The organism is Pseudomonas sp. RIT-PI-r (assembly GCF_001297015.1).
Classification (GTDB): Bacteria; Pseudomonadota; Gammaproteobacteria; order Pseudomonadales; family Pseudomonadaceae; genus Aquipseudomonas.
This window is the reverse complement of sequence record NZ_LIGE01000026.1, coordinates 1-24,665: the sequence shown is the minus strand read 5'-3', so window position 1 is coordinate 24,665 and position 24,665 is coordinate 1. Positions and strand designations below refer to the sequence as shown.

Annotated in this window: 23 protein-coding genes; 8 read left to right on the top strand and 15 right to left on the bottom strand. The window is 60.2% G+C overall.

Annotation, left to right across the window (positions count from 1 at the left end):
- Positions 1 to 35: 35 nt before the first annotated feature.
- From AK821_RS16865 to leuS, 5 genes are all read right to left on the bottom strand, one after another.
- Entirely contained in the window at positions 36 to 1,358 is a 1,323-nt protein-coding gene (locus tag AK821_RS16865; protein ID WP_064390741.1) for a lytic murein transglycosylase, read from the bottom strand.
- 60 nt (positions 1,359 to 1,418) lie between these two features.
- Positions 1,419 to 1,583, bottom strand: coding sequence for an alternative ribosome rescue factor ArfA (gene arfA, locus AK821_RS16860; protein WP_064390740.1), 165 nt, complete (start codon positions 1,581 to 1,583; stop codon positions 1,419 to 1,421).
- Positions 1,584 to 1,758: 175 nt separating this feature from the next.
- Complete coding sequence (gene holA / locus AK821_RS16855; RefSeq protein ID WP_064390739.1) at positions 1,759 to 2,796, bottom strand: DNA polymerase III subunit delta; 1,038 nt, start codon at positions 2,794 to 2,796, stop codon at positions 1,759 to 1,761.
- A 39-nt stretch (positions 2,797 to 2,835) separates the two neighbouring features.
- The gene (locus tag AK821_RS16850; protein WP_064390738.1) at positions 2,836 to 3,441 is read right to left on the bottom strand and encodes an LPS-assembly lipoprotein LptE; all 606 of its coding nucleotides are present in this window, start codon (positions 3,439 to 3,441) and stop codon (positions 2,836 to 2,838) included.
- A gap of 88 nt (positions 3,442 to 3,529) precedes the next feature.
- A complete protein-coding gene (gene leuS, locus AK821_RS16845; protein ID WP_064390737.1) occupies positions 3,530 to 6,136 on the bottom strand; it encodes a leucine--tRNA ligase in 2,607 nt (868 codons plus the stop codon).
- A gap of 255 nt (positions 6,137 to 6,391) precedes the next feature.
- On the opposite strand from leuS, the gene AK821_RS16840 reads away from it, so the two are divergent.
- Positions 6,392 to 6,715 carry a hypothetical protein gene (locus AK821_RS16840; protein ID WP_064390736.1) on the top strand — a complete coding sequence of 108 codons (324 nt, stop codon included), beginning with the start codon at positions 6,392 to 6,394 and terminating at the stop codon, positions 6,713 to 6,715.
- A 104-nt stretch (positions 6,716 to 6,819) separates the two neighbouring features.
- The gene (locus AK821_RS16835) at positions 6,820 to 7,587 is read left to right on the top strand and encodes a YdcF family protein (protein WP_064390735.1); all 768 of its coding nucleotides are present in this window, start codon (positions 6,820 to 6,822) and stop codon (positions 7,585 to 7,587) included.
- A gap of 126 nt (positions 7,588 to 7,713) precedes the next feature.
- On the opposite strand, the gene lnt is transcribed toward AK821_RS16835, so the two are convergent.
- The 5 genes from lnt to miaB all read right to left on the bottom strand — a co-directional run bounded on the left by lnt (position 7,714) and on the right by miaB (position 13,142).
- Positions 7,714 to 9,237 carry an apolipoprotein N-acyltransferase gene (gene lnt, locus AK821_RS16830; protein WP_064390734.1) on the bottom strand — a complete coding sequence of 508 codons (1,524 nt, stop codon included), beginning with the start codon at positions 9,235 to 9,237 and terminating at the stop codon, positions 7,714 to 7,716.
- Between the two features lie 17 nt (positions 9,238 to 9,254).
- Positions 9,255 to 10,094: an HlyC/CorC family transporter gene (locus tag AK821_RS16825; RefSeq protein WP_007909641.1), complete on the bottom strand. Its 840-nt coding sequence runs from the start codon at positions 10,092 to 10,094 to the stop codon at positions 9,255 to 9,257.
- A gap of 5 nt (positions 10,095 to 10,099) precedes the next feature.
- The gene (ybeY, locus tag AK821_RS16820; protein WP_064390733.1) at positions 10,100 to 10,594 is read right to left on the bottom strand and encodes an rRNA maturation RNase YbeY; all 495 of its coding nucleotides are present in this window, start codon (positions 10,592 to 10,594) and stop codon (positions 10,100 to 10,102) included.
- Positions 10,587 to 11,585 carry a PhoH family protein gene (locus tag AK821_RS16815; RefSeq protein WP_038361873.1) on the bottom strand — a complete coding sequence of 333 codons (999 nt, stop codon included), beginning with the start codon at positions 11,583 to 11,585 and terminating at the stop codon, positions 10,587 to 10,589. The genes ybeY and AK821_RS16815 overlap by 8 nt, the downstream gene beginning before the upstream one ends.
- Positions 11,586 to 11,813: 228 nt before the next feature.
- Complete coding sequence (gene miaB, locus AK821_RS16810; protein ID WP_008081077.1) at positions 11,814 to 13,142, bottom strand: tRNA (N6-isopentenyl adenosine(37)-C2)-methylthiotransferase MiaB; 1,329 nt, start codon at positions 13,140 to 13,142, stop codon at positions 11,814 to 11,816.
- Positions 13,143 to 13,275: 133 nt separating this feature from the next.
- Between miaB and AK821_RS16805 the strand changes: the two genes are divergently transcribed.
- Positions 13,276 to 13,605, top strand: coding sequence for a DUF1820 family protein (locus tag AK821_RS16805; RefSeq protein ID WP_003185742.1), 330 nt, complete (start codon positions 13,276 to 13,278; stop codon positions 13,603 to 13,605).
- Positions 13,606 to 13,729: 124 nt separating this feature from the next.
- Here AK821_RS16805 and AK821_RS16800 read toward each other — a convergent pair whose 3' ends face one another.
- The 4 genes from AK821_RS16800 to AK821_RS16785 all read right to left on the bottom strand — a co-directional run bounded on the left by AK821_RS16800 (position 13,730) and on the right by AK821_RS16785 (position 17,250).
- Entirely contained in the window at positions 13,730 to 14,284 is a 555-nt protein-coding gene (locus tag AK821_RS16800; RefSeq protein ID WP_003228518.1) for a tetratricopeptide repeat protein, read from the bottom strand.
- A gap of 225 nt (positions 14,285 to 14,509) precedes the next feature.
- Positions 14,510 to 15,793 carry a glutamate-1-semialdehyde 2,1-aminomutase gene (hemL, locus tag AK821_RS16795; protein WP_064390732.1) on the bottom strand — a complete coding sequence of 428 codons (1,284 nt, stop codon included), beginning with the start codon at positions 15,791 to 15,793 and terminating at the stop codon, positions 14,510 to 14,512.
- A gap of 17 nt (positions 15,794 to 15,810) precedes the next feature.
- On the bottom strand, positions 15,811 to 16,434 hold the full coding sequence (gene thiE / locus AK821_RS16790; RefSeq protein ID WP_064390731.1) for a thiamine phosphate synthase: 624 nt from the start codon (positions 16,432 to 16,434) through the stop codon (positions 15,811 to 15,813).
- A gap of 18 nt (positions 16,435 to 16,452) precedes the next feature.
- Positions 16,453 to 17,250, bottom strand: coding sequence for a hydroxymethylpyrimidine/phosphomethylpyrimidine kinase (locus AK821_RS16785; protein WP_039761788.1), 798 nt, complete (start codon positions 17,248 to 17,250; stop codon positions 16,453 to 16,455).
- On the opposite strand from AK821_RS16785, the gene AK821_RS16780 reads away from it, so the two are divergent.
- From AK821_RS16780 to AK821_RS16760, 5 genes are all read left to right on the top strand, one after another.
- The gene (locus tag AK821_RS16780) at positions 17,249 to 17,443 is read left to right on the top strand and encodes a hypothetical protein (protein WP_064390730.1); all 195 of its coding nucleotides are present in this window, start codon (positions 17,249 to 17,251) and stop codon (positions 17,441 to 17,443) included. The two genes, AK821_RS16785 and AK821_RS16780, sit on opposite strands and share 2 nt — an antisense overlap.
- Positions 17,444 to 17,597: 154 nt before the next feature.
- Positions 17,598 to 19,952 carry a hybrid sensor histidine kinase/response regulator gene (locus tag AK821_RS16775; protein WP_064390729.1) on the top strand — a complete coding sequence of 785 codons (2,355 nt, stop codon included), beginning with the start codon at positions 17,598 to 17,600 and terminating at the stop codon, positions 19,950 to 19,952.
- Positions 19,953 to 20,049: 97 nt separating this feature from the next.
- Positions 20,050 to 21,699, top strand: a complete 1,650-nt coding sequence (locus AK821_RS16770) for an acyl-CoA dehydrogenase family protein (protein WP_064390728.1) — start codon at positions 20,050 to 20,052, stop codon at positions 21,697 to 21,699.
- 170 nt (positions 21,700 to 21,869) lie between these two features.
- Positions 21,870 to 23,369 (top strand): AMP nucleosidase, encoded by a 1,500-nt coding sequence (gene amn / locus AK821_RS16765; protein ID WP_161806656.1) that lies wholly within the window; start codon positions 21,870 to 21,872, stop codon positions 23,367 to 23,369.
- 73 nt (positions 23,370 to 23,442) lie between these two features.
- Positions 23,443 to 24,078, top strand: a complete 636-nt coding sequence (locus AK821_RS16760) for a pseudouridine synthase (protein ID WP_064390726.1) — start codon at positions 23,443 to 23,445, stop codon at positions 24,076 to 24,078.
- Here AK821_RS16760 and AK821_RS16755 read toward each other — a convergent pair.
- On the bottom strand, positions 24,073 to 24,282 hold the full coding sequence (locus tag AK821_RS16755) for a DUF2788 domain-containing protein (RefSeq protein ID WP_007909655.1): 210 nt from the start codon (positions 24,280 to 24,282) through the stop codon (positions 24,073 to 24,075). The two genes, AK821_RS16760 and AK821_RS16755, sit on opposite strands and share 6 nt — an antisense overlap.
- Positions 24,283 to 24,665: the final 383 nt, after the last annotated feature.

Genomic DNA, 24,665 nt, shown 5'->3' with positions numbered 1-24,665 from the left:
GGAGCTGCCGCAGGCTGCGATCTTTTGATCTGGCTTTATTGGCTCCGCAGGCTTTCCAGCAACTTGTGCGTCGGATAGCCATCCGCCGGCCAGCCAAGCGCCTGCTGCGCACTGCGAATCGCCTTGCGGGTATTGGCGCCGATAATCCCGTCAGCCGTGCCGGCATCGTAATTGCGCGCACTCAGTAGGGTCTGCAACTCCATCCGCTCGGTACGGCTCAATGGCAGGTCATCTTTCGGCCACGTGCCGTTGATCAAGCCTGCGCCGTCGAAACGCTCGGACAACAGGCTTACTGCCAACGCATACGACGACGAGTTGTTGTACTTGAGGATCGCACGGAAGTTGTCGAGGATGAGGAACGCCGGGCCACGGTAGCCCGCCGGAAGCAAGAGGGCGGCGGACAGCTGTTCAGTGCCCGCAGGCGCCTGCCCGCCGTTCGGCAGAATCACGCCCAACTGACGCCATTCAGCGACACTCTTGCGAATCGCGCCGTCAGCCAGCGTGTAATTGAAACTGCTCGGCAGTTGCACTTCAAAACCCCACGGCTGGCCACGCTGCCAGCCGGAGCTTTGCAAGTAATGCGCAGTGGAAGCCAGCGCATCCGCCGGGCTGCCCCAGATGTCACGGCGACCGTCACCGTCGAAATCCACGGCGTGGGTGTTGTAAGTGGTCGGAATGAACTGGGTCTGGCCCATCGCGCCGGCCCAGGAGCCAAGCATCTTCTCTGGCGTGATATCGCCCTGTTGCAGAATTTGCAGGGCGGCGATCAATTGCGCATGGGCAAAGCCCGGGCGACGGCCTTCGTAGGCGAGGGTGGCCAGTGAGTTGATCACCGATTTGCTGCCCTGGAACTGGCCGAAATTACTCTCCATGCCCCATACCGAAACGAGCGCCTGACGGTCGACGCCATAACGCTGCTCGATGCTTTGCAGAATATCGGCGTACTGGCTGATCAATGCCTGACCTTTGCGCACGCGCAGTGGCGACAGCGCGCCGTCGAGGTATTCCCACACCGGGCGGGAAAACTCCGGCTGGCTGCGGTCGGCGCGAATCACGCTGGCATCGAAGCTGACATTGGCAAAGGCGCGATCAAACAGATCAGGACGAATCCCGGCGGCCAGCGCGTCCTTGCGGAAACCTGCCTGCCATTCGGCAAAGGTCTGAGTGGGCTGAAGATCGAGAGGGTCGGCGGACGGCACTACCGGCGGGATGATCGCTGGGGCCGTGGCGACAGGCGCGGCTTGAAGGGGTTGCGCATCGGCGGCGGTGGGTTTTTCCGCGCAGGCGACAAGCAGAATGAAGCTGGAGGCAGCGATCATCTGGCGAACAGGCCAGCGACGGGAAAGACTTAGGGGCATGCACAGTTCCAGGAAAACGAATCAGGTGCAGACCTTAACATGACCGGGGGGTACTGCGCTTTAAGCGGCCAGAAAGTAAGAAGCCTCCCAGCTGTCAGACTGGAAGGCTTCGCGGCGGTAGCTGCCTTTGCCCTTGGCTGGTCGTTCCTGACGACTGCGGAACAAAGGCTGGGCGACAATGGATTTGGCCTTGTTGGGGCCATGTTTCGATGGCTTTTTGCTCATGAGGGTTCTCTCGAGTGAGTGGGGTTTGCGCGGCAAATAATCTGCCGATGTTGGGCGTCTGTCTATAGGGCAAATGTGGATGGTGTTTGTCGGAAAACAAGATCAAAAGATCGCAGCGTGCCGCAGCTCCTACAGGGATCGGTGCAGGAGCTGCGGCACGCTGCGATCTTTGATTCTATTCAGCAGGCAGTGAAAGTCGCTGACCGGCCATCAACAACGCCAAGCGACTCAGGCTCATCCACGGTGAACCCGCCGCCTGGCCTTTGATCTGCGCATCGATACGCTGGGCTTCGAGCAGCAACTGCGCCCAGCGTTGCGCCGAGTAGCGTTGCAGGGCTTTGCTCATCAGCGGTTTGCGCTTGTCCCAGACTGGCGGCCTGGCCTGACTGAAGCACTTGTCCAGCGGCGTGCCCTGGCTGTACTGCAACGAGATGTTGGCCAGCAGACGCAACTCCCGCGCCAGTGCCCAGAGAATCACCGGTGGCTCGACACCTTCACCGCGCAAGCCTTCCAGCATGCGCAATGCGTGAGCCGGTTCGCCGTTGAGCACCGCATCGGTCAAGCCAAACACATCGAAGCGCGCACTGTCCGCTACGGCGGCCTGCACCGTTTCAACGGTGATCTGGCCTCTTTCGGCCATCAACTTGAGCTTTTCGATTTCCTGCGCGGCCGCGAGCAAATTGCCCTCGACGCGTGCAGCAATCAATTCGACCGCATCCTGGCTGGCCGACAAACCGGCCTGCGACAGACGTTGCCGAATCCAGCTTGGCAGTTGATTGGCATCCACCGGCCAGATCTGGATGAACTGGGTCTGCTGGCCTTCAACCAGCGCCTTGCCCCACTTGGTTTTCTGCGCGCTGCCATCGAGCTTGGGCAAACTGATCAGCAGCACCGTGTCTTCAGCGGGGCGTGAGCAATATTCGATGAAGGCCGCGGCCCCCTTGTCACCGGGCTTGCCTGAAGGCAGGCGCAGTTCCAGCAGACGTTTTTCCGCGAACAATGACATGCTCGCGCCGGCCTGCAACAACGTGCCCCAATCAAAATTGGCGTCAGCGGCAAAGACCTGACGTTCGTCGAAACCTTGCTGGCGAGCAGCATTGCGGATGGCGTCGGCAGCTTCCTGACACAACAGCGGGTCATCGCCACTGATGATATAGACCGGCGCGAGGGCGCCTTGCAGGTGTGTACCGAGTTGGGCGGGTGCGAGCTTCATAAGAAAGGTCGATCGGGGCGCCGGAGCGCCCCGAACGTCTTACTGCTGCGGTACTTCGAGGGGCGACTGACGCGGGGTTTCCGCTTCAGCCTTTTGTGCCGCTTGTAGCGCATCGGCTTCAGCTTTGGCGCGGTCGTTGGCGGCTTGCTGCAGTTGCTCCAGTTGCGCTGGAGTCAGCTGTTGCAGGCGCAGCATCATGCGCTGAACCAGCTCGCGACGGGTTTCACGACGGGCGTCGTTGGCTTCCTGATCGGAACCGACAAGGTTGTTACCGTCGTGGATGAACACCTTCTGCACTTCAAGCTTGCTGCTCAGCAGGTTCAGGTTGTTTTCGCCAATGATGTCGTAGCTCAGGACGGTGTTGACCTGGTATTCGCCAGTACGGCCGGCACCGGCGTAGCTGAGAATTCGCTGGTTTTCCTGTTCGTCAGCCAGGTACAGCTTGTACGGCGCACCGTTGTATACCTTGACGCCGCTGGACTCGAGCATCTGGCGCAGATCGGTGACGGTCTCGCCGTAGGCGTTGCGGGCGCTCAGGTCGAGCTCCTTGATCGTCAGTTCGGTGGTGCCTGTGCCACGCAGCTGGAAACCGCAGGCGCTCAGCAGAACAGCGAGGCCCATCACCAGCAGATTGCGTTTGATCATTGTGTTGCTCCCCTTGAAACCATGTGGGCCGACCTTGCGGCCCGAAAGGTTTTACAGTGCGTCAGGCGGACCTGACGCCCAATCCAATTTAGCTGGCGACGATGTTGACCAGTTTGCCCGGAACCACGATCACTTTGCGAATGGTCAGTCCGTCTACGAAACGCAGTACGTTTTCGTTGGTGCGCGCGGCGGCTTCGACTTCTTCGCGGGTTGCGCTGGCTGGCATTTCGATCTGGCCGCGCAACTTGCCGTTGACCTGGATAACCAGGGTCAGGCTGTCCTGTACCAATGCACTTTCGTCCACTGCCGGCCAACCCGCGTCGATCACCGGATCGGCGTGGCCCAGCTGACTCCACAATTCGTGGCTGATGTGCGGGGTAATTGGCGCCAGCAACAGTGTTACTGCTTCCAGGCCTTCCTGAAGCAGCGCACGATCCTGTTCGGTGCCTTGCGCGGCTTTTTCCAGCACGTTCATCAGCGTCATCACCTGGGCGATGGCGGTGTTGAATTTGTGGTTCTGGCCGACGTCGTGGCTGGCCTGTTTGATGGCCAGGTGGATCGAACGGCGCACGGCTTTCTGCTCGTCGCTCAGGCCGGCGACATCCAGTTTGCCCGGCAGGCCCAGGGTTACGTGGGCTTGCGCCAGACGCCAGACACGCTTGAGGAAACGGTGCGAACCTTCAACGCCGGAGTCGGACCATTCTGCGCTCATGTCAGGCGGCGAGGCGAACATCATGAACAGACGGCAGGTGTCGGCGCCGAACTGATCGATCATCGACTGTGGGTCAACGCCGTTGTTCTTCGACTTGGCCATTTTCTCGGTGCCGCCGATTTCCACCGGCAGGCCGTCGGACTTCAGCTTGGCGCTGATGACCTTGGCTTTGCTGTCACGCTCGAGTTCTACGTCTGCCGGGTTGAACCAGGTGTAAGCACCATTGGCTTCGCGACGATAGTAAGTCTCGGCGATCACCATGCCTTGGGTTAGCAGGTTCTTGAACGGCTCGTTGGAGCTGACCAGACCTTCGTCACGCATCAGCTTGTGGAAGAAACGCGCATAGAGCAGGTGCAGAATCGCGTGTTCGATGCCACCGATGTACTGATCCACCGGCAGCCAGTGGTCAGCGGCGGATTTTTCCACCAGACCGCCTTCAAAGTGCGGCGAGGCGTAGCGTGCGTAGTACCAAGACGACTCGACGAAGGTGTCCATGGTGTCGGTTTCACGCTTGGCAGGCTGGCCGCATTTCGGGCAGCTGCATTCGTAAAACTCTGGCATGCGCGCCAGCGGCGAACCGGCACCGTCCGGCACCACGTCTTCCGGCAGGACGACAGGCAGTTGATCTTCCGGCACCGGCACGTCACCGCACGCATCGCAGTGGATGATCGGGATCGGGCAGCCCCAGTAGCGCTGGCGGCTGATGCCCCAGTCGCGCAGGCGGAACTGGGTGCGCGAGGCGCCGAGTTCTTTCTTGATCAGCGCGACTTCCATGGCGTCGAACGCGCCAGCGAAGTCGAGACCGTCGAAGTCGCCGGAGTTGATCAGCGTGCCGTGCTCGCCATAGGCGTCTTGCCATGGCTCAGGATTGGTCTCGCCGGAGTTGGTACGCACCACCGATTTGACCGGCAGGTTGTACTTGTGGGCGAATTCGAAGTCGCGCTCGTCGTGCGCAGGCACGGCCATCACCGCGCCGTCGCCGTAGTGCATCAACACATAGTTGGCGACCCAGACCGGCAGTTTTTCACCGGTCAACGGATGCTCGACGAACAGGCCGGTCGGCAGGCCTTTCTTCTCCTGCGTGGCGACGTCGGCTTCAGCGACGCTGCCGCCCTTGCATTCAGCGATGAACGCTTGCAGCTCAGGGTTGTTTTTCGCGGCCAGGGTGGCCAGTGGATGCTCGGCAGCCACGGCGACATAGGTCGCGCCCATCAGGGTGTCCGGACGGGTGGTGAAGACTTTGAGGGTGCCGGCTTCGCCGATCGAGTCGACGTTATATGGGAACTGCACTTCCATGCCGCGGGATTTGCCGATCCAGTTGCGCTGCATGGTCTTGACCTGTTCAGGCCAGCCAGTCAGTTCGTCGAGGCTCTCCAGCAGCTCATCCGCGTAGGCGGTGATCTTGAAGTAGTACATCGGGATTTCGCGCTTTTCGATCAGCGCGCCGGAACGCCAGCCGCGACCGTCGATCACTTGCTCGTTGGCCAGAACGGTCTGGTCGACCGGGTCCCAGTTCACGGTGCCGTTTTTACGATAGATCACACCTTTTTCGAACAGGCGAGTGAACAGCCATTGTTCCCAGCGGTAGTAATCCGGCTTGCAGGTGGTCACTTCGCGCGACCAGTCGACCGCAAGGCCCAGACTGCGCAGTTGCGACTTCATATAGGCGATGTTTTCGTAGGTCCACTTGGCGGGCGCTACGTTGTTCTTCATCGCGGCGTTTTCCGCCGGCATGCCGAAGGCGTCCCACCCCATCGGTTGCAGAACGTTCTTGCCTTGCATGCGCTGATAGCGGGAGATCACGTCGCCGATGGTGTAGTTGCGCACGTGCCCCATGTGTAGCTTGCCGCTGGGGTAAGGGAACATCGACAGGCAGTAGAAGGTTTCCTTGCCTGGCTGTTCACTGACTTCAAAGGACTTTTGCTCGTCCCAGAAGGACTGGGCGGCGGCTTCAATTTCACGGGGCTGATATTGTTCGTGCATGGCTACTTTTGTACTGGATAGGGGTGGCCTAATCCTCTTCAACGCAGGTTCCGGGGTTGGCCCGGACGAGCTGGAAGTGGAATTACAGGAAGCGCCGTAGCATACATGACCGCGCTTGGCCTAGGGAAACCCTGATTACAGCTACATACGCCGCAATACATGTGCCGGGGGCCGTTGGTCGCGGCGTACAGCCGGTTTGTGCAGCGAAGCTAAGCTCTAACTGGGGAGTGAGTCTTATCTTCAATGAGGTGAGGGATGGTGGAGCAACGGAAAAAAAACGTAACGAAACCCGAGTTGTACGAAAGATTGATCGATCGTCTGGGTATGGCCCTGGACGCCGTAAAAACCGCTGACCGGCTGCGCGATGAGCGCCCCCTGGAACTGGAATTGCGTGGCTTGAGCCCCGCCGAGTTCAAACTGGTCAAGGCCTATCTGGATCGCAGTGAACGTGAAACGCATGGATGCCTGTCACAAGCAGTGAAGCAGCTCGATGCAGCACATTCGGCCAAGGTCATCTGGCTCAAGGACAAGGCGCCCGGCAGAGACACCGTCAAAGTACGGGCTGTGCAGGCCAAGTAAGCGCATGGCAGGTCAAGAAACGGATCTTTTTCAACGGGATCCCACCTACTGGTTGTAACGCGTTATTAACACTCTTAGGCTTCGGGCATCTCTGGAGATGCCCGATGCCCTTTCGTTATTTCATCAAACAACTTCTATTGCCGCCCGGCATTTTTTTGCTGCTGTTGCTGGCTGCGTGGTGGCTGCGCCGCTCACGGCCGCGCCTGGCCGGTGTGTTTTTTGCTATGGGTTTGGGCGGGTTCTGGCTGATGAGCCTGCCAGTCGTCGTGCAGTGGAGCGCCAAGGCGCTGGAGCGTGAACCGCCATTGGCCCGTGAGGAGTGGGCAACGCTGGCGCAGCGTGCCGATGCCATTGTGGTGTTGGGCTCCGGGCGCGAGCGTGGTGATCTGGCGTGGGGCGAGGATCAGCCGACCGGCGTGGGGCTTGAGCGTCAGCGTTATGCAGCGCGGCTGGCCAAGGCGTCGGGCCTGCCGATTCTGACCACGGGTGGCTTGCATTACGGTACGCCACCGACCGAGGCGAAGTTGATGGCGGATTCATTGCGCGACGATTTTGGCGTGATGGTGCGTTGGCAGGAAGGCGAGAGTCGTACGACGTGGGAAAACGCGAAATTCACGGCTGATATTTTGTTGCCGCAAGGGATCAAGCGCGTAGTCGTGGTAACGCAGGCCTGGCACATGCCGCGCTCGGTATGGAGTTTTCAGCAGGCAGGATTTGAAGTGGTGCCGGCGCCGGTGGGCTTTTTGGGCACTGATAACGCGAGACCGTTTGGTGGCTGGTTGCCGGAATTCAAATCGATCTGGCAGAGCGGGCAGTTGCTGAATGAGGCGGTGGGGCAGGGGGGGGATTCGCTGTTTTATAAGGCTGACTGATTGATCGTTCCCACGCTCTGCGTGGGAATGCATCCCGTGGCGCTCTGCGCCACATCCGAAGCGGAACGCGGAGCGTCCCCGGCGGCGTTCCCACGCGGAGCGTGGGAACGATCATGTCGGAGGGCTTTAAAGGGTTTTCGACATCCGGCTCGCCATCAGTGCCCAGCCAAACAACAGCAGGCACACGATCATCAGCGGCCACGAGCGGTATTGCAGATACGGCGTCAAGTTGTGCATCGGCACTACTTCGCCGTACAGCACGCCCTGCTCGAACTGCGGAATCTGCTCGGTGATCTGCCCGAACGGGTTGATCAAGCCAGTCACACCGTTGTTGGTCGCGCGAATCATCCAGCGGCCCGCCTCCAGCGCCCGCATCTGCGCCATCTGCAAATGCTGCAGCGGGCCGATCGAGGTGCCGAACCAGGTGTCGTTGCTGATCGTCAGCAGCAAATCACTGCGCGCTGACAGACCGGCGGCGAAGTCCGGGTACACCACTTCGTAGCAGATGAACGGCGCAATCTGGTAACCCTTGGCCTGCAACAGCGCCTGATCGGCGGGGCCACGGGCGAAGTCGGACATCGGCAAGTCGAAGAACGCGATCAAGCCACGGAGAATGTCCTGCAGCGGCACGTATTCGCCGAACGGCACCAGTTTCTGCTTCAGGTAAGTGCCGTCACCTTCGCCGACCACGGTAATCCCGTTGAAGAAACGTCTTTCGTGGCGGACCATTTCGCGAATCGGCACGCCGGTGATCAGCGCCGATTTACGCTCAGCGGCGAAGTTGCCCATCATGCTCAGGTAGCCCTCGGCGGACTCCTTGAGCACGGGCACGGCGGTTTCCGGCCAGATCAGCAGGTCCACCGGTTTCGAACGGAAGCTCAAATCGCGGTACAAGGCCAGCTGCGCGTTGAGCTCGGCCGGATCCCATTTCATGCTCTGTGCGACGTTGCCCTGAATCGCGGCAACGCTCAGCGGCGCGCCGGACGGGCTGGTCCAGGCGTGGCCCTTGAGCGCAATGCCCGCTGCCCAAGGCCCGATCAGCAGCACCAGACCGGCAACGACAAAGGCTTTGCGACCTGTTTGCAGCAAGCGCGGCGCTTTGTAGATCAACGCAGCCGTCAGTGCCAGCACGAACGACACCAGCCACATGCCGCCGACTGGCGCGAGCCCCGACAGCGGACCGTCGAGCTGGCTGTAACCGGAGTACAGCCAAGGGAAACCAGTAAGGAACCAGCCGCGAAACATTTCCTGACCGACCCACAGCGCAGCAAACGCGAGGGCGTCGGCCAGCGGCGCTTCATTACGGCGCAGCCAGCGCGCCCACAACCAGGCGGGCAGGGCGAAGAACCAGGCAATCGCTGCTGTGAACAACAGCATCAGGAACCCGGCCAGCAGCACCGAAGCGCCGCCGAAATGGTGAATGCTGTAGTAGATCCAGCTGGTGCCGGCGCCGAACAGCCCGAAGCCGAAACACCAGCCACGGCCCAGCGCCTGACGCGGACTTAGCTCGCGCAGGCCGGCATAGAACAGGCCGACCGCCAGCAAAGCCAACGGCCAGATGTTGAAAGGCGCCAGAGCGAAGGTGGTGATTGCACCGGCCGCCACGGCCAGCAGGTTACCGGGCCAGCCGGGGCGGGTTGTCCAGCGCATTTCAATCCTTAGATGTGTTACCGGGCGATTGGTGTCAGTCGCAGCAAATGAATCCGACGGCTGTCGGCATTCAGGATGCGGAAACGATAAGCACCGATTTCAGTGATTTCGTTGCGTTTTGGCAAGTGCCCGAACGCGCTCATCACCAGACCGCCGACGGTGTCGAACTCGTCGTCGGAGAACTCGCTGTCGAAGAACTCGTTGAAGTTCTCGATCGGCGTCAGTGCCTTGATCAGGAAGTCGCCACTCGGCAATGGCTTGATGTAGCTGTCTTCTTCGACATCGTGCTCGTCTTCGATGTCGCCGACGATCTGTTCCAGCACGTCTTCGATGGTCACCAGACCCGCCACGCCGCCGTATTCGTCGATGACGATGGCCATGTGGTTATGGTTGGCGCGAAATTCACGCAGCAACACGTTCAGACGCTTGGACTCCGGCACGAAGGTGGCCGGGCGCAGCAGATCCTTGATGTTGAAGCTGTCGCCGTTTTCCTTGAGGATCAGCGGCAACAGATCCTTGGCCAGCAGCACGCCCATCACGTCGTCATGGCTTTCGCCGATGACCGGATAGCGCGAGTGGGCCGAGTCGACCACGGCCGGAAGGAATTCACGCGGTGTCTGGGTCGCCTTGATGCTGATCATCTGCGAGCGCGGCACCATGATGTCGCGTACTTGCAGGTCAGCCACCTGAATGGCGCCTTCGACGATGGCCAGCGCTTCGCTGTCCAGCAGTTTGTTCTGATGTGCATCACGCAGCAGCTCGAGAAGCTCCTGACGGTTCTTCGGCTCGTGGGCAAAAGCCTGGGTCAGTTTACCCAGCCATGACTTCTGCCCGTTGCTCGATCGATCTTCGCTCATAGCGATTACTCTGAATCCTTTGTTGTAACGATAGGGGATGTTTCGGGTTCGTCGTCCGCGTACGGATCGGGATAGCCCAATTCGGCAAGCAACTCGCGTTCCAGTGCTTCCATTTCTTCGGCTTCTTCATCATCTATATGGTCGTAACCGAGCAGATGCAAGCAGCCGTGAATGACCAGATGTGCCCAATGGGCCTTTAGTTCCTTGCCTTGCTCGGCAGCTTCGCGCTCAACCACGGCCACGCAGATCACCAGATCGCCAAGCAATGGGATGTCGAGAAACTCGTCAGGCACTTCCGCCGGGAACGACAGGACGTTGGTCGCGTAATCCTTGTGGCGCCAGGTGTGGTTGAGTTCGCGACCTTCTTCCTCGTCGACCAGACGAATGGTCATTTCCGAGTCAGCGGTGCGCTGGCGCAGGGCCAGTTCGCACCACAGGCGGAAGTCGGCTTCACTCGGCGCGTTCGCTTCAGTCGCGATTTGCAGGTCTAGCTCAAGCATTTCGCGAGGTGTCCTTGGGTGCTTCGTCACGGTTTTCGAAGCGCTCGTAGGCTTCGACGATCCGCTGGACCAAAGGATGGCGCACGACGTCTTTGGGCTGGAAGTGCGTGAAGCTGATACCCGGTACGTCTTTGAGCACTTCGATCACATGGTGCAGACCCGACTTGGTGCCTTTCGGCAGGTCGACTTGGGTAATGTCACCGGTGATGACGGCGGTAGAACCGAAGCCGATCCGGGTCAGGAACATTTTCATTTGTTCGACGGTGGTGTTCTGGCTTTCGTCGAGAATGATGAAGCTGTTGTTCAGCGTGCGACCGCGCATGTAGGCCAGCGGCGCGACTTCGATCACCTGACGTTCAATCAGCTTGGCCACGTATTCAAAACCGAGCATCTCGTAGAGCGCGTCGTAGAGCGGGCGCAGGTACGGGTCGATCTTCTGCGACAGGTCGCCGGGCAGGAAGCCGAGTTTTTCACCCGCTTCAACCGCCGGACGCACCAGCAGGATGCGACGGATCTGTTCACGCTCCAGTGCATCGACAGCGCAAGCAACGGCCAGATAGGTCTTGCCGGTACCGGCTGGACCGATGCCGAAGTTGATGTCGTTGCCGAGGATTTCCTTCACATAGCGCAACTGATTCAAGCCGCGCGGGCGAATCATGCCTTTCTTGGTGCGCAGGGCGACGGAGGCTTCGGCGGGGGCGTGATTGTCCAGCTCGACCACGGCCGATTCCTGCAGGAACAGGTGCACCGTATCTGGCGACAGCTCTGAACCCTTGGTTTCCCGGTACAGGCGACGAATCAGATTTTCCGCAGACGTGGTGTGCTTGGGATCGCCGATCAGCTCGAACTGGTTTCCGCGGTTGCGGATCTCGATGGTCAGGCGCTGTTCGATCAAGCGCAAATGCTCGTCGAATTGCCCGCACAGATTGGCGAAGCGGCGAGCCTCAAAGGGCTCGAGGATAAAACGATGTGGTTCTATGGGTGCGTTCAAGGTCGTATTTAGCCGCCCTGGGGCAATTGAGATGAAATCAAGGATAACGCCAGAGGCCTGGGTGCGAAAGCTCTTAAATGGATGAGTACATTCTGAAGAACAATGCTGTCCACTGTGGGAGCTGGCTTGCCAGCGATAGCGGTGCAGCAGGCGACATATTTGTCGGGGCTGATGGCCTCATCGCTGGCAAGCCAGCTCCCACAGGTTTTTCTGTGCTGCTGATATCTGTTATTGGATCAGCGAGCCGCGCAGCGAGTGCGGCTGCGCCGCGTCGATGTGCACGTCGGCGAACTGGCCGATCAGGGTCGGATTGTCGCAGCGGAAGTTGACGATACGATTATTCTCGGTGCGTCCTTGCAGCTCGCCCGGGTCTTTCTTCGAATAATCGGTCACCAGAATGCGCTGGATCGAGCCGACCATTTGTCGGCTGATCTCGAAACCTTGCTGATTCAAACGATGTTGCAGTGCGTTCAGGCGCTCCTTCTTCAACTCTTCCGGTGTGTCGTCGGCCAGATCGGCAGCCGGGGTGCCCGGTCGCTGGCTGTAAACGAACGAGTAGGAAAAGTCGAAACCGACGTCGGCAATCAGCTTCATGGTCTGTTCGAAATCTTTCTCGGTTTCGCCGGGGAAACCGACGATAAAGTCCGAGCTGATGCAGATTCCCGGCACAGCGGCGCGCAGTTTGCGCAGCTTGGATTTGTACTCAAGCGCGGTGTGATTGCGCTTCATCGCCGCGAGAATCCGGTCGGAACCCGATTGCACCGGCAAGTGCAGGTGTTTCACCAGTTCCGGCACATCGGCGTGGGCCTGAATCAGACTGTCGGAGAATTCCAGCGGGTGCGAAGTGGTGTAACGAATGCGGTCGATGCCATCGATGGCGGCAACTACGCGAATCAGCTCGGCGAGATCGGCCAAACGACCATCGTGGGTCGTACCGCGATAGCCGTTGACGTTCTGACCCAGCAAAGTCACTTCACGCACGCCGTTCTCGGCGAGGTGGATGACTTCGGCGATCACGTCATCGAACGGCCGGCTGACTTCTTCGCCACGGGTGTAAGGCACCACGCAGAACGTACAGTATTTGCTGCAACCTTCCATTACCGACACGTACGCGCTCGGGCCATCGATGCGCGGCTCGGGCAAGTGGTCGAATTTTTCGATTTCCGGGAACGACACGTCGACCTGCGGCAGCTTGGTGATGCGTGCAGCGTCGATCATTTCCGGCAGGCGGTGCAGCGTCTGCGGGCCGAACACGACATCGACGTATGGGGCGCGATCACGAATCGCTGCGCCTTCCTGACTGGCCACGCAACCGCCAACGGCGATCACCATCTCCGGGTTGGCCAGTTTCAGTTCGCGCCAGCGGCCGAGCTGCGAATACACGCGATCCTGGGCGCGCTCGCGGATCGAGCAGGTGTTGAGCAGAATCACGTCGGCGTCTTCCGCGCGGGCGGTGACTTCCAGGGCCTGATGTTCACCCAGCAGATCGACCATGCGCGAGCTGTCGTACTCGTTCATCTGGCAACCGTGGGTTTCGATGTAAAGCTTCTTGGCCATGGATTAGGGTCATCACGTGATTCAAAGAACCCGGCATTATAGGGAACAAGCCCTCAGGTTCCTACCGCTGTGCGCCCGGAGGCTATGCTATAGTTTGCGCCCTCATTTTTACCCCCGATGTTCCCCCCCCGCCATGACCAAACGCGAAGCTCCAATCTATAAGGTGATTTTCCTCAACCAGGGCCAGGTGTTCGAAATGTACGCCAAGCAGATCTATCAAAGTGATCTGTGGGGCTTTCTGGAAGTGGAAGAGTTCGTCTTTGGCGAGCGTACGCAAGTGGTCGTCGACCCGAGCGAAGAAAAGCTCAAGGCGCAGTTCGAAGGCGTGGTGCGCAGCTTTGTGCCGATGCACTCGATTGTGCGCATCGACGAGGTGGAGCGTCTGGGTACCCCGAAAATCAGCGAAGCCCGCGGCGCGGTCGGCAATGTGATGCCGTTTCCGATGCCGATGCCTGAGAAGTAACAGCAGATTCTGGATGCTGATCGTTCCCACGCTCTGCGTGGGAACGCCGCCCTCGACGCTCTGCGTCGGTGACGCGGAGCGTCACGGGATGAATTCCCACGCAGAGCGTGGGAACTATCGCTGATCAGGGAAGAGGCGAGAACGGCGTACGCCCATCGGCGCTCTGCAGTTCCATCAGGTATTTACGGAAAATCTGCCCGAGTACCTGGGTGGCGGTCTCAAGATCTTCGCGGGACATCTTTTCGGAAACTTCGTCGGCGGTGTCCAGCGCATCTTCAGCGCCGTTGACCGCGGCCATCTTCAGCACGATATACGCCTGAATGTTGTTGGCCTGCACGCCTTCACCGTGGAAGAACATGGTGCCGAGCTTGAATTGCGCCTGAGCGTGGCCTTGCAACGAGGCTTTTTCGAAATAGCTCAGGGCTTGATTGAGGTCGCGCGGCGCATTCTTGCCGTCGTAGTAGAACTCACCCAACTCGTATTGCGCTTGCGCATCCCCTTCGTCCGCCGCTTTCTGGCACGCGGCCAAGGCCTGCGTGACGTCTTGCGGCTGAGTATTGAGGGTGCAACGACCCATCGCCGGGATCAACAACGAGTTGCCGCCTGCTTGTGCATGCGCGAGCAGGGGCTGAAGGAGCAACAGGCAGCCCAAGGCAAGGGTGCGGCCGGTGCGGTTCATGGGAATCGACTTACCTCTGAAGGGCACGCGGACCCATCGAGGGATCCAATAAGCGCGCATTATGAAATAAGCAGGGCCAACCTTACAAAGTCTTTACTCGTTTTTCTGCTGCGCGGGGAATATATCGCCCACTTTAGGGAAGATTTTTAGCAGGAGCATCGGAAAAACAGCGTGGGTGTAGGTGAATGCTGACGCTGGCCATAGCCAACGTCAGCGGTACGGCGATTACTTCAGTGCAGCGAAGGCGCGTTCGGCAGCGTCCAGGGTCAGTTTCAACTCGGCCTCACCATGGGCGATCGAGGTGAAACCGGCTTCGAAGGCGCTCGGTGCCAGGTACACGCCACCTTCCAGCATCAGGTGGAAGAAGCGACCGAACAGTGCCGCGTCGCTGGCCATCACGTCTTCAAAGGTGACGATGTCGTCGGCGCCGCTGAAGTACAGACCGAACATGCCGCCAGCCTGGGTGGTCACGAACGGAATGCCAGCAGCATCGGCGCGTTGTTGCAGACCATCGAGCAGCCGCGTGGTGTAGTCAGTCAGCTCGGCGTGGAAACCCGGACGGCTGATCAGACGCAGCGTGGTCAAACCAGCGGCCATCGCCAGCGGGTTACCCGACAGCGTACCGGCTTGATATACCGGGCCCAGCGGCGCAATGCGCTCCATGATTTCGCGCTTGCCGCCGAAGCAGCCGACCGGCATGCCGCCGCCGATGATCTTGCCGAAGGTGGTCAGGTCAGGATTGACCCCGTAGTACGCCTGAGCACCGCCGAGGGCAACGCGGAAACCGGTCATCACTTCGTCGAAAATCAGCACCACGCCATGCTTGTCGCACAGCGAACGCAGGCCTTCGAGGAAACCCGGCGCCGGTGGTACGCAGTTCATGTTGCCGGCCACCGGCTCGACGATGATGCATGCCACTTCCTCGCCTACTTCGGCGAGCATTTTTTCAACGGCGTCGATGTCGTTGAACGGCAGCGTCAGTGTGTGTTTGGCGAATGCCGCTGGCACGCCGGCCGAGCTCGGCACGCCTTGGGTCAGGGCGCCGGAGCCGGCCTTGACCAGCAGGCTGTCGGAGTGGCCGTGGTAGCAGCCTTCGAATTTGATGATGCTGTCACGACCGGTGTAACCACGGGCCAGACGGATCGCACTCATGGTCGCTTCGGTGCCGGAGCTGACCATGCGCACCATGTCCATCGACGGCACCAACGAGCAGACCAGATCGGCCATTTCGGTTTCCATCGCAGTCGGCGCGCCGTACGACAAGCCGTGTTGCAGTTGATTGCGCACCGCGTCGAGCACGTCCGGGTGGCTGTGGCCGAGGATCATCGGGCCCCACGAACCAACGTAATCAACATAACGCTTGTCGTCTTCATCGGTGACGTAAGCACCTTCAGCGTGCTTGAAGAACAACGGTGTGCCGCCAACGCTCTTGAATGCCCGGACTGGCGAGTTTACGCCACCGGGAATGTGTTTCTGAGCATTGGCAAACAGGGTTTCGGAACGAGACATGATCGGGCTCTCAATCTTCAGGATTTGAACAATTCGTTGAACGCGCGGGCGCGACGGGTCACTTCGGCGGCGCTTTCGGCACCAAACAGACCGTGAACCACGGCAAGCAGGTCGACGCCATGGGCCACCAGCGGGGCGGCGTTGTCGAGGGTGATGCCGCCAATCGCGCAGATTGGCAGGTGCAACGTGCGCTTGGCTTTGTCCAGCAGGTCGAGGCTGCAGGTCGGCGCGCCTGGCTTGGTGTTGGAGTTGAAGAAGCGGCCGAAGGCGACGTAGCTCGCGCCTTCTTTGGCGGCTTGTTCGGCCAGCGCGATTTGCGCGTGGCAGGTCGAACCGATGATCGCTTTCGAACCGAGCAGGGCGCGGGTCGGCGACAGCGGGCCATCGGTCTGGCCCAGATGCACGCCGACATTGAGGCGCGCCGCCAGTTCGGCGTCATCGTTGATGATCAGTTGCGTTTTGTAGCGCTCGCACAGATCGCGCAGCGCTTCGGCCTCGCGCAAGCGGCGGGCCTCGTCGCTGCTTTTGTCGCGGTACTGCAGAAGGGTGACGCCGCCTTCCAGCGCCGCCTCTACATAAGACAGAAACTTGCCGGCCAGCAGCTCGCTGTCGGTAATGGCATACAGGCCACGTAGTTTCATCGGGCAGACCTCACGACGTTACGAGCAGAAATCCAGCGGCAGGCGACGCGGGACGAACTGGCCTTTGCCCAGTTGTTCGGCATCGCGCAGGGTGCGCCAGGTGTAATCGAGTGCACTGCGCACGGCGCTGGCGAGGTGTTCGCCTTGCGCCAGTCGCCCGGCCAATGCGCTGGCCAATGTGCAACCGGAACCGTGATAGCTACCCGGCAGACGCTGGCAGATAAAGGTTTCACGCAGACCGTCGCGGCTGTACACGCGGTTGTGGATTTCAGTTTCGTCGCCATGGCCGCCGGTGATCAGCAGGTTTTTGACGAACGGCAGGAGTTTTTCCGCGCACTCGTCCGCGGTGCCCTCAGGCAGTTCGGCGAGGATGCGCGCTTCAGGAAGGTTAGGGGTGGCAATGATCGACAGCGGCAGCAGACGCTCGCGCATCGCATAGCCGACCTCGTCCTTGCCCAGGCGTCCGCCGCCGCCGGCGCGCAGTACCGGGTCACAGACCACCGGCAAGTGCGGGTGCGCCGAGAGCAGTTCGACAACAGTGTCGACCATCTCCAGCGAGCCGAGCATGCCCAGTTTGACCGCTGCGACTTCGGAGTCGTTGAGCACGGCATTGGCCTGGGCCAATACCCACTCACGGTCGAGGACGCGGAAGTCAGTGACGTTGACGGTGTCTTGCACGGTCAGGGCGGTGACGGCCGGAGCCGCATGGCAACCCTGCGCGAGCAGGGCTTCGATATCTGCCTGCAAGCCGGCGCCACCACTTGGGTCGTGGCCGGAGAGACAGAGGACAACGGGGCGGGAGTTGTAGATATTCATGGTGCGCGAGCTTACCACCAAAGCTGATTTTCGGGTGTGGCTGGCGGAGCAAGATCAAAAGATCGCAGCCTGCGGCAGCTCCTACAGGAAACTCCAGATCAATGTAGGAGCTGCCGCAGGCTGCGATCTTTTGATCTACCTGACCAACCCAACAGCTCTAGTCCGCTACTTTGCTCTGGAACGCCCGTTCTAGAGCCTTTGTAGGAAAAATTTCAATGGTGCTCAATGGCCATCAACGGCTATGCTAGTCTGGATCCAAACCAATAACAGGTAATACCGGTTTTACGTCTACTCAAAGGGAATGGGGGGCTTCCTGACACAACCGGACGAGCCACGCTGGGGCTTCAATGCGCTATTTGCTGATGTTGCTGTTCTGCTTGCCCCTCATGGCGAGCGCCGTCGAATTCGACGAATTTACCCAAAGCCTGCCTCTGGGCCGGTCGCTGCAAGTGTTCGAAGACCCGAGCGGTCAGGCGAGCATTGCCGATGTTCGCGCGCAGGCTGCCGCCGGCAATTTCAAACTTCACGATAAAGCCACGCTGAATGCCGGTTACTCACGCTCGGCGTTCTGGCTGAAGATCGACCTGCATTATCGTCCGAGCAATCCCGCTGCCCAGCGCACCTGGTTGCTGGAATTGGCTTATCCGCCGCTTGATCACCTCGATTTGTACCTCGCCGACGCCAATGGCGATTACCGCCTCGCCCGGCAAACTGGCGATGCGCTGCCGTTCGCCAGTCGTGAGATCCGCCAGAACAATTACCTGTTCGACCTGGCCTTTGAACCGGATCAACAGCAAACCGTTTACCTGCGACTTGCCAGCGAAGGCTCGATCCAGGCACCGGTAACGTTGTGGTCAAGCACCGCCTACCTCGAGGACCAGCCGGTGCGGCTGTATGTGCTGGGCATCATTTATGGCGTATTGCTGGGGATGGTGGTCTACAACCTGTTCATCTACCTCAGCGTGCGCGACACCAGCTACCTCTATTACATCTTCTACATCGCCTCGTTCGGCCTCTATCAACTGTCGGTGAACGGTGCAGCGGTCGAATACTTCTGGCCGAATAACCCTTGGTGGGCCAACGCCGCGACGCCGTTTTTCATCGGTTGCGCCGGCCTGTTCGGTAGTCAGTTCGCCCGCAGTTTCCTGCAGACCAAAAACCACAGCCGCTGGCTTGATCGCTTGCTGATTGCACTGATCGCGTTCGGCGCGCTGGTGGTTGGTTTGTCGCTGATGACCAGTTACGCGTTGTCGCTGCGTCTGGCGACGATACTGGCGCTGACCTTTACGGTGGTGATTTTCGCCGCCGGGATTCTGGCCTGGTGGCGCGGCTTGCGTGTGGCACGGTACTTCATCATTGCCTGGTCGGCGTTTCTGCTCGGCGGCATTGTCAACACGCTGATGGTGCTGGGCTTGCTGCCGAACGTGTTCCTGACCATGTACGCCAGTCAGATCGGCTCGGCCATTGAAGTGGCGCTGCTGTCGCTGGCACTGGCCGACCGCATCAACGCGATGCGCGAGCAGCAGGCGCAAACGCTTTACGACGCCGGGCAGAAACTCGAAGTGCTCAACCAGCAACTGGCCCACAGCAACAAGCTCAAGGATGAATTCCTCGCGACCCTGACGCATGAACTGCGCACGCCGATGAACGGTGTGATCGGTTCGCTGGAACTGATGCAGACCGTCGATCTGGATCCGGAGCTTGAGCAATATCAGCAAACCGCCGCCGGTTCCGCGCGGGACATGATGCGCATGGTCAACGGCATCCTCACCCTCACCGAATTGCAGGCCGGCAAGCTCAAGGCCGCGCCGGGCAGTTTCAGCCTGCGTGCGGTGGTCGAGGCGTTGCGCGTGCAGTTCGATGGCAATGCGTCGAGCAAGTCACTGGACTTCAAAGTCGAGGTGCTGCCGACGCTGCCGGATCGCCTGCACGGCGACAGCGCCAAACTGGCGCAATGCCTGGAATGCCTGTTGGACAACGCGATCAAGTTCACCCGTGTCGGCGGGCTGGCGCTGCGAGTAACCGGCAAACCGTCGACGGGCAATCGTCTGGCGCTGTCGTTTGCGGTGATCGACACCGGCATCGGTTTTACCGATCTGGGCGAAGCGACGATGTATCAGCGTTTTTTCCAGCTCGACGGTTCGATGACTCGTGAATACGGCGGCCTCGGCGTTGGTCTGGCGATTTGCCGACAGTTGGTCGAGCTGCTCGATGGCAAACTCACCCATCGTTCCGAACCAGGCAGCGGCAGCCGCTTTCAGCTGGATGTCGAGTTCGAACTGCCGGTGGTTGAATCTGCGCCGATTTCTGCGTCTTCGCGTGATTGCGTGCGTGCACCGCAGGACTGCACGGTGTTGCTGGTGGACGACAACAGCGTCAACCAATTGGTGATGCGTGGCATGTTGCTCAAGCTTGGCTTTCGCGTGCGTACCGCCGACAACGGCGCGACTGCGCTCGATTGTCTGCAGCGTGAAACGGTCGATGCGGTGCTGATCGATTGCCAGTTGCCGAGCCATGAGAGCGCTTCGTTGTGCTGCCAGATTCACGCATTGCCGGGCTGCGCCAATCTGCCGGTGTTCATGCTGGCGTTGAACGCTGATCGTGAGCTTTGCGCAACGGGGGCTGCAATCGACTACCTGAGCAAACCGGTGAAATTCGAAGATTTGCAATCCGCGCTGGAACGCCGGGTTCTGTGCTGTTAATAGGGTAAAAGCGCCGCAAATTCGGCTGGTATGACACTTTGACCGCTTGCGGTGCGGTGCTTAACTGAGTTCCTTGGTTGCCCAAAGGAGCCCCGTCATGAACCTGCATCAGTTCGCCGAAACCCATGAAGTCACCAACCAGCCGCCGTCGCTGGACGGCATCAACCTGTACCGCATCGACCTGCCATTGCAGGAATGGTCGCGCCGGTTTGGTGCCGGTTGGGCCGAATCGCGGATCGATGCTTACGGCGCGCTCGCCGGCGGGCCGCTGATGGAAGCGGGGTTCCTCGCCAACCAGAACAAACCGGTATTTGCCAGCCACGACCGCTACGGCCATCGCATCGATCTGGTGGAGTTTCATCCCGCCTATCACGAACTGATGCGTACGGCGATCGAGCATGGCCTGACTTCGCTGCCATGGGCGCATCCACAGGATGGGGCCCACGTCGCTCGCGCCTCGATGACTTATCTGCACAGCCAGGCCGAGGCCGGCAGCGGTTGCCCGTTGACCATGACCTTCGCCAGTGTGCCGGCCTTGCGTTTGCAGCCGAACATCGCTGAGCAATGGCTGCCGAAAGTCCTCGCCAGCGAATACGACCCGCGCAACGTCGGCATGGCGCACAAGGCCGGCGTGACCATCGGCATGGCCATGACCGAGAAACAGGGCGGCACCGACGTGCGCGCCAACACCACCAAGGCTTATCCGGTCGGCGCCAGCGGCCCGGGGCAGGCTTATGAACTGGTCGGGCACAAGTGGTTCTGTTCGGCGCCAATGTGCGATGCGTTCCTCACGCTGGCGCAGACCGACAAGGGTTTGAGCTGCTTCCTGCTGCCGCGCCATCGTCCGGACGACACGCGCAATCAGTTCTATATCCAGCGCCTGAAAAACAAACTCGGCAACCAGTCCAACGCCTCCAGCGAAGTGGAGTTCCGTGGCGCACTGGCGTGGATGGTCGGAGAAGAAGGGCGCGGCGTGCCGACCATTATCGAAATGGTGGCGATGACTCGCTTCGATTGCATGGTCGGATCCAGCGCGTTGATGCGTCAGGCGCTGACCCAGGCCAGCCACCACTGCGCGCACCGCAAGGTCGGCGGCAAACTGCTCAGTGAACAGCCATTGATGCAGAACGTGCTGGCCGATCTGGCCCTGGAAAGCGAAGCCGCGCTGGCCCTGAGTTTGCGCATGGGCAAGGCGCTGGATCATTTGGATGATCACCACGAAGCGCAATTTGCCCGGCTGGTGACAGCGGTGGGCAAATACTGGATCTGCAAACGCGCGCCGGGGATGATCAACGAAGCGGCGGAATGCATGGGCGGTGCCGGGTATGTCGAGGACAGCATCCTGCCGCGTCTGTACCGCGAGGCGCCAGTGAACTCGACGTGGGAAGGCTCGGGGAATGTGCAATGCCTGGATGTGCTGCGCGCGTTGTCGAAAGAACCGGGGGTGCTGGATGTGTTGTTCAGCGAGTTGGGCGACGGGCATGGCGATAAGCGGCTGGCTGCGCATATTCAGCAATTGCAGGTGCAGTTCAAGGACACCAGCGACATTCAGTACCGGGCGCGGCAACTGACCGAAGACATCGCGCTCGGTTTGCAGGCCAAGCTCCTGTTGGAGGCCGGCAACTCGGTGGTCAGCGACGCGTTCATTGCCAGCCGCTTGAGCGGTGGCGGCCGAGTCTACGGCGCCTTGCCACGCGGCCTGGACGTCGAAGCCATCGTCACCCGCTCAACCCCACAGATTCTCTGACCCACCACATATCCCCTGTAGGAGCTGCCGAAGGCTGCGATCTTTTGATCTTATAAACAGCAAGATCAAAAGATCGCAGCCTTCGGCAGCTCCTACAGGTATTGGGGTGGCCCATATATTGTGCGGTTGCCAACATGCCACTGTTCCCGTGACGCGACGATGCAGGCAAGATGAAGCTCTGCAAGTCAGAACACAGGAAGCTGATCGTGACCGAAGCGTTTATTGTCGTTCAAACCGCCGAACAAGCCGTGGATCGTCTGGCCGAGTTGCATGAGCGGGCCACCACTGCGCTGAACTCGGCGCTCAAGCGTTACCTCAAGGATCGCGTCGAGCCCGACGCTGCGCAGCGTGCTCTGTTTCGTTATCCCGAACTGCGTCTGACCTATCACTGCCAGGGCGAAGTCCCGCAGACCACCCGCGCTTACGCCAAGGTGCAATTGCCGGGTACCTACAGCGTCACCGTCACCCACCCGGCGGCCTTCCGCAAATACCTGCTCGAACAACTGACGCCATTGATGCACGACTTCACGGTGACCGTGGAAGTCGGTGTCAGCCAGCAGAACATTCCGTATCCGTACGTGGTCGAGCAGGGCGATGAACTGGCCGGCTCCGGCGTCACCGCTGCCGTGCTGGCGCGGGTGTTTCCGAGCACCGACCTGTCCGCCGCCACCGATGGCATCGCCGACGGTCTCTACGACTGGGAAAATACCGATCCGCTGCCGCTGGCCTTGTTCGACGCCGCACGTGTGGATTTCTCGCTGCGTCGTCTGGTGCACTACACCGGCAGCGACTGGCGCCATGTGCAGCCGTGGATTCTGCTGACCAACTATCACCGCTACGTCGACCAGTTCATCGTCCATGGTCTGGAGCAGTTGCGCAGTGACCCGCGTTTCGTGCGCATGGTGTTGCCGGGCAACGTGATCATCGAGAAGGGCATGGATCACGGCGAAGCGTCGGCGATTGCTGCCGGTGTGGTCTGGCACCGTTATCAGATGCCGGCTTATCACCTGATCGCCAGCGATGGCCACGGCGTGACCTTGGTCAACATTGGCGTCGGCCCGTCCAACGCCAAGAACATCACCGACCACCTCGCGGTGCTGCGTCCGCATTGCTGGCTGATGATTGGCCACTGCGGCGGTTTGCGTCAGTCGCAGACCATCGGCGACTACGTGCTGGCCCACGCTTATATGCGTCGCGACGGCATTCTCGACCGCGTGGTGCCACCGAACATTCCGATCCCGGCCCTGGCCGAAGTGCAAATGGCGCTGCAGCAAGCAGCGGCGAACGTCACTGGCGAGAAGGGCGATGACCTGAAAAAACGCCTGCGCACCGGCACCGTGCTGACTTACGACGACCGTAACTGGGAACTGCGTTGGGCGCAGGAACGGCCGCTGATCAACCTGTCTCGTGCGGTCGCGGTGGACATGGAAAGCGGCACGATTGCCGCGCAGGGTTATCGCTTGCGGGTGCCGTACGGCACGTTGTTGTGCGTCTCGGATAAACCGCTGCACAGTGAAATCAAGCTGCCGGGTTCGGCCAACGCTTTTTATGAGCGTGCGGTCAGCCAGCACTTGAAGATCGGCATCGAAGCGGTGGATCTGCTGCGTACCGAACTCAACTCGCTGCACTCGCGTAAACTGCGCAGCTTCGACGAACCGCCGTTCCGTTAACGGTTAGTCGTGGCCATTTGGCGGTCGGGGCACTAGCATTGTCAGCCCTGATCGCTAAATATTTTTTCTCCCTATGTCCCGTCCCCCGCGTCCACCTTCCCGCCGTCCCGGCGCGAAGCCTCAGTCTTCCTCGCCGCGTCGTGTTGCCAAGGCACCGCCGGCCGAGCCGAAGCTGATTCTGTTCAACAAACCGTTCGATGTGCTGACGCAATTCAGCGACGGCGAAGGGCGAGCGACGCTCAAGGATTACATCGACGTGCCTGGGATTTACCCGGCCGGACGCCTTGATCGTGACAGCGAAGGGTTGCTGCTGTTGACCAACGACGGGCAGTTGCAGGCGCGCATTGCTGATCCGAAGCACAAGCTGGCAAAGACTTATTGGGTACAGGTCGAAGGGGTGCCGACGGCCGAGCAGTTGCAACGTCTGCGTGACGGCGTCGAGTTGAACGACGGCATGACCTTGCCGGCCGAAGCGCGACAACTGGATGAGCCACAGTTGTGGCCGCGCAATCCGCCGGTACGCTTTCGCGCGACCATACCGACGTCATGGCTGGAGTTGGTGATTCGCGAAGGGCGCAACCGTCAGGTGCGGCGCATGACGGCGGCAGTCGGGCTGCCGACGTTGCGGCTGGTGCGGGTCAGGATTGGAGACTGGACGATCGAAGGCCTCGATCAGGGCCAGTGGAAAGAAGTGCCGGCGCGCTTATAGAGCGCCGGATTCGATCAGGCCGATCACCACACTCTTGATGATGAACGCGGCCACGCCCAGGCCCAGCACGAAGAACAGAATGAACGAGCCAAAGCGCCCGGCCTTGGACTTCTTCGCCAGATCCCAGACGATGAAACCCATGAAAATGATCAGGATGCTGACCAGACCGGTCATCATCCATTCTTCTAATAATGCTGGATCCATTGGGTTTCTCCGGCGCGCGCGGGGCTAAAAGGGCGCGGCGAGTATACGCCAAGGTGTGTGGGGTGGCATTGATCTGGGTCTGATCCGAAGCCTTTGCCCTCACCCTAGCCCTCTCCCAGAGGGAGAGGGGACTGACCGGGGGATGCTTGAGAACTACACCGACTTGGTCCAGAAGTTGTGAATCCATAATCGACTCAATCTTTCAGGTCGATGTATGACGCCAGACACCTCGGTCGGCCCCCTCTCCCTTTGGGAGTGTATGTACCGGAGACATGGTGGACACATGTTCGGAGACATGGTGGACGGTTTTAGATCTTCTTACCTGCCGTGACGATCTGCAAGTTCAAGTCGATTCGGGCGATACGATGTCTACTCCAGTAGAC